The 7565-nt window shown below is 57.5% G+C and carries 4 protein-coding genes and 2 pseudogenes; 2 read left to right on the top strand and 4 right to left on the bottom strand.

What is annotated here, in order from left to right; all coding sequences use genetic code 11:
- Both HZS80_RS23590 and HZS80_RS16405 read left to right on the top strand, forming a co-directional pair.
- Nucleotides 1-110 (top strand): annotated as a pseudogene (locus HZS80_RS23590) (IS30 family transposase); the annotation flags it as partial.
- Between the two features lie 8 nt (nt 111-118).
- A pseudogene (locus HZS80_RS16405) lies at nt 119-1375 on the top strand (TrkH family potassium uptake protein); the annotation flags it as partial.
- A 68-nt stretch (nt 1376-1443) separates the two neighbouring features.
- Here HZS80_RS16405 and HZS80_RS16400 read toward each other — a convergent pair.
- The 4 genes from HZS80_RS16400 to kdpB are packed head-to-tail and all read right to left on the bottom strand — an operon-like array spanning nt 1444 to nt 7559.
- Nucleotides 1444-2169, bottom strand: coding sequence for a response regulator (locus HZS80_RS16400; RefSeq protein WP_179916674.1), 726 nt, complete (start codon nt 2167-2169; stop codon nt 1444-1446).
- Entirely contained in the window at nt 2159-4843 is a 2685-nt protein-coding gene (locus tag HZS80_RS16395) for a sensor histidine kinase (RefSeq protein WP_179916673.1), read from the bottom strand. Before HZS80_RS16395 ends, HZS80_RS16400 begins: the two co-directional genes overlap by 11 nt.
- Nucleotides 4844-5512: a potassium-transporting ATPase subunit KdpC gene (gene kdpC, locus HZS80_RS16390; protein WP_218927744.1), complete on the bottom strand. Its 669-nt coding sequence runs from the start codon at nt 5510-5512 to the stop codon at nt 4844-4846. It abuts the gene before it with no gap.
- Between the two features lie 10 nt (nt 5513-5522).
- Complete coding sequence (kdpB, locus tag HZS80_RS16385) at nt 5523-7559, bottom strand: potassium-transporting ATPase subunit KdpB (protein WP_179916672.1); 2037 nt, start codon at nt 7557-7559, stop codon at nt 5523-5525.
- Between the last annotated feature and the right edge of the window lie 6 nt (nt 7560-7565).

Raw genomic sequence — 7565 nt, 5'->3', positions numbered from 1 at the left:
AGCTAAACGATAGACCAAGAAAGCGGCTGGGATACCGAACCCCAGCCCAGGTGTTCTTAGGTGAATACTCAGGAGCGCTAGAAACCGCAGGTGCTGCACTTATTAGTTGAATTCAGGATTAAAGCCCTGGCAAATGTTTGTGCTCACAGCAGCCAGTTGGGCAAGCATCACAGGCTTTGCGAGCCTACCGCTGATTTTAGGCGCACCGCAGCTCAGTGTGACCAATGCCGTATTTGAATCCGTCTCCGCCATTACCACTACCGGTTCGACGGTGATGGTGGGGATTGAGCATTTATCCGACGGATTGAAGCTATGGCGCGGCTTAATGCAGTGGATGGGCGGCATTGGCATCATCGTCATGGGTATTGCCATTCTGCCGTTTCTGAAAGTGGGCGGTATGCGGTTATTTCATACCGAATCTTCCGACTGGTCGGATAAAGTTATGCCCCGCACAGGCGGCATTGCTAAAGCGACGCTCAGTATTTATGTAGCCCTAACGTTTGCGGCCATGGTGAGTTATTGGGCGGGGGGAATGCTGCCGCTTGACGCCGTTGTGCACGGCATGACGTCCCTGGCTACCGGTGGTTTTGCCAACTCAGACGCCTCCTTTGGTGCATACGCCGAGCAGCCTTGGCTGCTGTGGATGGGCAGCTTTTTTATGCTAAGCGGGGCGCTGCCGTTTGTTTTATATATCCGTTTTATTCGTACATCGCGCAACGCACTGTGGAAAGATCAGCAAGTCCTCGGACTTCTAAAGCTGCTACTGGCCGCGATAGTGGTGCTTAGCGGGTGGCGGGTGCTGCAAGGCGATGATTGGTTTGTTTCCCTTACCCACGTCACTTTTAACGTGATTTCAGTGGTCACCACCACTGGCTACGCCTCCGACGATTACACCCTATGGGGCGCGTTACCGGTGACTGCTTTTTTCTACCTCACTTTTGTGGGCGGCTGTAGTGGCTCTACCAGTGGTGGCATGAAGATCTTCCGCTTTCAAATTGCCATGCTGATGCTGCTCAACCAACTGCGTTATCTCATTCATGCCAACGGCGTGTTTACTACTCGCTACAACCAACAGCCGGTCACCAGCGATATTTCCAGAAGCGTGGTGGCCTTCTCGTTCTTCTTCTTTATTACTATTGCGGCACTGGCCCTTGGCCTTTCAGCACTTGGGCTGGATTTAGTTACCGCTATTTCTGGTGCAGCCACTGCGGTGGCCAACGTCGGCCCCGGCCTGGGCGATATTATTGGCCCGGCAGGAAACTTTACGTCGCTACCGGAAGCGGCGAAATGGCTGCTGTGTATCGGTATGTTGATGGGCCGCCTGGAAATTTTGACGGTGGTGGTACTGATGACGCCGATGTTTTGGCGCCGCTAATGCCTTCAGATCACTATTGTTTTTTTCAGGTACCATGCCTTCAGATCACTATTGTTTTTTTCAGGTACCTAGGACGTTGCAGGTCGCTGCGCTGGCTCTACCAACAGCCGATAGCCGACCCCGGCTTCTGTTTGAAGTAGCACTGGTGTTTGGGGGTCATCGCCGAGCTTTTGGCGCAGGCGGCTGACCACAATACGCAGGTAATGGGTGTCGTCTACATGGGTCGGCCCCCATACTTCTTTGAGCAACTGGGTCTGAGTAACGACGCGCCCGGCATAGCGGCAAAGACGGGCCAGCACGGCGAACTCTTTGCGGGTCAAATGTACACGTTCCTGGTGCAGAAAAACCTGCCTTAACTCAAGATCGATCACCAGCCCCTGGCTAACATAGTAGCTAGCGGCCACCTCTCCCCTGGCTTGCTGCGACTGACGCTGGACGGCCCTGATGCGGGCAAGCAGCTCTTGGATGCCGAAGGGTTTGGTAACGTAATCATTGGCGCCGTTATCCAGCGATAAGACTTGCTCCTCCTCCCGATCCCGCACGGATACTACAATTACCGGCACAGCGCTTTGCTCACGGATCCCCTGCAGCACCTCGTGGCCATCCATATCGGGTAGGCCCAAATCAAGCAGCACCACGTCGGGCGATTGGGTATATACCGCTGCCAAGGCCTGCTCACCGTTCTCTGCCTCCAGCACACCGTAGCCTTGGGAGGCTAGGCTGATACGCAGAAAACGCCGAATTTGCTGTTCGTCGTCAACAATCAGAATGCGCCCGTTACCCTCATTCTTCATCCATCTTCCTCATATCTGCACCTAACAGTGGCAGCGTAATGACAATAGCGGTGCCTCGGCCATTTTCGCCTGTGTCAGCGTTGATCGTGCCGCCGTGGGCACCAATCATGCCACGACAAATGGCCAAACCGAGGCCACTGCCATGGGCGCTGCGATCACCGTCGCCGCCGCTGTAAAACATATCAAATACCTGCTCGCGCAGCTCGGGGGAAATCCCTGGGCCTTGGTCTTCAATGGTGATTACCAATGTGGCTGGATCACCTTCATTCAGGTGGGCCTTAATCAGTAGCTCGCCACCGGGTGGCGAGAAGCGCTGGGCGTTATCCAGCACGTTAACCAGCGCCTGCTCCACCAGCGCGGGATGAACGTACAACAGCGGCAACGTAGTAGGCCACTGTTTCCGTACCACGACGTGTTTCAGCGATTGCCCCAGTCGCTTTAGCGCTGAGTTGATGACGTCGTCAAACGACACCCAGTCACGCTCTATTTTCAGCGTGCCGTGCCCCAGCCGCGTCATATCGAGCAGGTTTTGAATATAGCGGTTGAGCCGCTCGCTCTCGGATAATATGCCGTCTAGCAGCTCGCGCTGATCGTCTTCACTGAGCTGGGGTTTTAGCTCAATCAGTGAGCTGGTGGCGCCAATGATAGATGACAGCGGCGTGCGCAGGTCATGAGAGACCGACGAGAGTAACGCGGAGCGTAAGCGCTCGTTCTCTTCGGACACACGTGTGGTATTCAATTCGGCCACTAATCGTGTGCGCTCCAGGGCCATACTGAGTTGGCGCACCAGAGTGTCAATTAGCGACTCACGCTCATGGTTGAGTGCCTTTGGACTGGCCGACAGTTTGAGCGCCAGCATCCCTACTTGCTCTCCCTGCACCGCGAGCGGAAGTAAGCGCCACGCCTGCTGGCTCAATGTTTGTGTGCCCTGACCGCTCGGTTTTTGGTGCTGCCAACTCCATACCGCTGCCTGCTTGGCGGTCATGTCCAAACGCTCGGCATCCGGTAGCGCGTAGACCACTTGCACCTCACTAGCGCTTTCCGCCGTTTCAATAAAGATAACGGGGACTTCAAAACACTGCACCAGCGTATCGACACCCACTTTGGCGGCGCTGGCACTGTCGGTGGCGGTAGAAAGCTGCTCGGCGTAGCGCAGCAGAAGCTGAGTCTGGTCGCGGCTGGCCCGCAGTGCGACTAAGCGCTGGCGTCCACGACCCGCCAGTTGCCCCACCACTAGCGCTACCAAAAAGAAGAACACCACCGTCAACAGTTGCCCCCGTTCCACCATGGCAAAGGTCAAACGCGGCTCGGTAAAGAAGAAGTTAAACACCAAAAAGCCCACCACGGCACTGAACATGGCCATAGCGGTGCCCGCCCAGATAGCGCTGAACAGCACGGCGGCTAAAAACACCAGCGACAGATTGGCAAGCTCCAGCCAAGGTTCTAGCAGGTGGGCGATTCCCAATGAGGCCATCACCGCCAAGCTGGTGGCGAGTAGCTGGGGTGGACGCACTCTCCAGCCAGGCTGCTGCTTACGCATACCTTGCTTCACGCTCCCCTGAGCCACTACCACGATATCAAAGACATCGGTATGCGCGATCAAACGTTGGGCAAGCGGCCGCGACCACGGCCACCAGCGGCGCTTGCCGTCGCGGCCCACCATAATTGTGGTGGCATTAATCGAGCGGGCGTAGTTGATCACTTCGTCTAGCTGGCTATGTCCTTGCAAGCGAAGTGGGTCGCCTCCCAGCCGGGTCACCAGGCTAAATATCTTCTCAACCGCTAGCTGCTGCTCGGGCGAGTCGACACCCTTATCAACATAGACCGCTCGCCATACGGCCAGGCGCCTCTCTGCCATTCGGTGGGCTGCGCGCACGAGGGATACATCGTCTTCACTACCGTTGACGACCACCAGCAGGTGCGGCCTTACCGGCCAAGGGCCTGCTCTGCCGCTGGCATCCATGGCCACTTTTACATCGGCATCCACCCGCTCGGCCATGGTTTGAATCGCCAGCTCGCGCAACGCATTGAGGTTCGACTCATTAAAGTAGCCCTCCATGGCGGCGCGTGCCTGCTCGGGGATATACACCTTGCCGCGCCTTAAACGCTCAAGCAGTTCCTCCGGGGTTAAATCCACCAGCGACACATCCCGGGCGCGCTCCAACAACGTATCGGGAACGGTTTCGCGCATGCGTATGCCGGTAATCCGGGCCACATCGTCGTTAAGGCTTTCCAAATGCTGGACGTTCACCGTTGTCCAGACATCGATCCCCGCATCCAGCAACTCTTCGATATCTTGATAACGCCGTGGATGTCGGCTGCCGGGGATATTGCGATGGGCCAACTCATCTACCAGCAGAATGGTGGGTTTCCGCTCTAGGGCCGCATCGATATCGAATTCGTAAAACGTTCGGCCATGGTGCTGTAAAGGCGCCAGCGGAATACGCGAAATCCCCTCGCAGAGAGCTTCGGTATCGGCGCGCCCGTGGGACTCAACCACGCCAATCACGATATCGTCACCCTCTTCTGCCCGCTCCCGGGCAGTGCGTAGCATGGTGTAAGTTTTGCCTACGCCGGGGGCGGCTCCCAAAAATACACGCAAACAGCCGCGCGCCTCTCGGCGCGCGGCTTTTAGCAATGCATTGGGATCGGGTCGCTGATCCGCTGAATACATTTAGCTACTCCACAGGGGTGCAGACAACGTGGTGGTGGCGACGGGAAAACGCTCATCCAAACTCACATTCAACCGCAATACGTTGACCACTGGCGACCCCAGCCAGCCCGTGTTTTCAAGCGCTTGGTCGATCAGCTCAGTGACGCTAGCTTCGTCGATTTCACGCGCCTGCGCTACCCTTGCGACCTGTAATTCAGCGGCTGGTAACGAGATATGCGGGTCAACCCCGGAGCCCGACGCGGTGATCAGATCAACCGGGATTTGATCGACGCTGACGCCTTCCCGCTGGGCAATCGCCTGGGCATCGGCCTGGGCACGTTCACGAAGCGCTTCATTGCTAGGCGCCAGGTTAGACCCTGAAACCCCGCCCGCATCGTTACCCGCCGCTGACGGGCGACCAATAAAGTATTCATCGCTGACAAAGGTTTGTGACACCAGGCTTGACCCTACCACCCGACCCTCGGCGTCACGAACCAAGCTGCCTTGCGACTGCTCAGGAAACAACCAGCCACCGACCGCTGTCGTCGCTAAGGGGTACACCAGCCCAAGCAGAACGGCCATCACCACCATAAAGCGCAACGCACTGCCCCAAGTGGCTTTTGCCTCAAACGTTGGTGCCTGCTGCTCTTCGTCATTAATCGCCGCGGGTTCTTTAATACCTATATTCATGACGCTTCTCCTAGATAAACAGCGCAATCAGCATGTCGAGCAGCTTGATGGCAGGGAACGGTAGCAGCAGCCCACCAAGACCGTAGATCAGCAGGTTGCGGCGCAATAGTACCGTCGCCGATGCGGCTTTTACGGACACGCCACGTAGCGCAAAGGGAATCAGTGCGGGAATAATCAACGCATTGAACAGCACGGCTGCCAGCACCGCCGTGGTGGGTGAATGCAGGTTCATTACATCCAGCACGCCCAGCGCCGGGAAACTTGCCGCAAAGAGTGCCGGTAGAATCACGAAGTACTTAGCGACATCGTTCGCCAAAGAGAACGTGGTCAGTGCGCCTCGGGTCACCAGCAGTTGCTTACCAATTTCCACCGCGCTGATGAGCTTGCCTGGGTCGGAGTCCAGATCGACCATATTGGCCGCTTCGCGGGCGGCTTGGGTGCCGGAATTCATGGCCAGACCAAGATCGGCCTGGGCCAACGCCGGAGCGTCATTGGTACCGTCACCCACCATGGCCACCAGTCGGCCACTGGCCTGCTCTTCGCGAATCAGCGCCAGCTTACGCTCAGGTGTGGCTTCGGCGATGTAGTCATCGACCCCTGCCGTGGCGGCTATGGCCGAGGCGGTAATCGGGTTGTCACCGGTAATCATCACGGTTTTGATGCCCATGGCACGTAGCTCGGCAAACTTCTCCGCGATGCCGCTTTTGATCACATCAGACAGCGCTACCACACCCAGAATCTGCTGGTTTTCCGCTACTGCAATAGGGGTGGCACCATCTCGGGATATACGCTCAATGACCTGGTTGTAGTCGCTGGGGATATCGCCGCCCTTCGCCTTTACCCACTCGGCGATGGCATTGGGGGCACCTTTCCGTAGCTTTTTACCGCTGGTTAGATCCACCCCTGAAAGCCGGGTTTCAGCACTGAAGGCTTCAAAGGTTGCGCCATCAGCTTCTTCACTAAGCTGCACATCCACACCCTGCTCGGTGGCCAGCGTCACAATCGAGCGGCCTTCAGGCGTAGGGTCTTCCAGAGAGGTTAAAAACGCTACATCGCGTACCCGTTGACGCGGCACCTGCTGGCAGGGGGCGAACTCCGTCGCGCGGCGGTCGCCCAGGGTAATGGTGCCGGTTTTATCCAGTAACAGCGTGTCGATGCTACCGGCGATCTCTACTGCCTTGCCTGACTTGGCAACCAGATTGGCACGCATGGCGCGCTCCATACCGGCAATGCCGATGGCAGGCAAAAGACCGCCAATGGTAGTGGGAATCAAGCACACCAGTAGCGCTACCAGCATGACCGTCGAGGTTTCTACCCCAACAAAAGCGGCCATGGGCACCAGCGTGACCACCACGATCAGGAACACCAGGGTCAGCATCGCCAGCAGCACCGAAAGCGCCAGCTCGGAAGGAGTTTTCTGACGGCTAGCACCCTCTACCAAGGCAATCATACGATCCAGCAGGGATTCACCGGGGTTGGCGCTGACTTCAATAATCAGCTGATCCGAGAGCACTTTGGTGCCTGCGCTGACGCCGCTGTTATCGGTGCCCGCTTCACGCAGCACCGGCGCGGACTCACCGGTTACCGCCGACTCGTTGATAGACGCCGCCCCCTCGACGATATCGCCATCTGCCGGAATCAGCTCACCCGCCACCACTTTCACTCGATCGCCTTTACGCAGTGAGTCGGCGGTTACGGCGCTGGTGGTGCCGTCAGCGTTTAGCTTAGCCGCCTTGAGTTCCCCTTTGGTTTTGCGCAGCGCGCCAGCATGGGCCTTACCCCGGGACTCTGCCAGTGACTCCGCACCGGTGGCAAACAGCACGGTGGCAAGCAGCAGTAGCGCAATGGTGAGCGCAAAGCCGCCGTTTTCGCCCTGGGCGAAAGCAATCGGCGTTAGCCCGAAACACACCACCGTACCAATGGCGACCACCGCCATAACTGGATTGCGCGCCAGTAGATGGGGCGCAAGCCCTTTTACCGCGCCGGCGACAACTTGGCCAATGGGTAGCGAACGGCGCGGCTGTTTAGCAAGCTCTGTATGTGACATCTTTTT

This window comes from Vreelandella glaciei (genome assembly GCF_013415125.1).
Taxonomy (GTDB): domain Bacteria; phylum Pseudomonadota; class Gammaproteobacteria; order Pseudomonadales; family Halomonadaceae; genus Vreelandella; species Vreelandella glaciei.
This window is presented reverse-complemented; position numbering and strand designations above follow the sequence as displayed.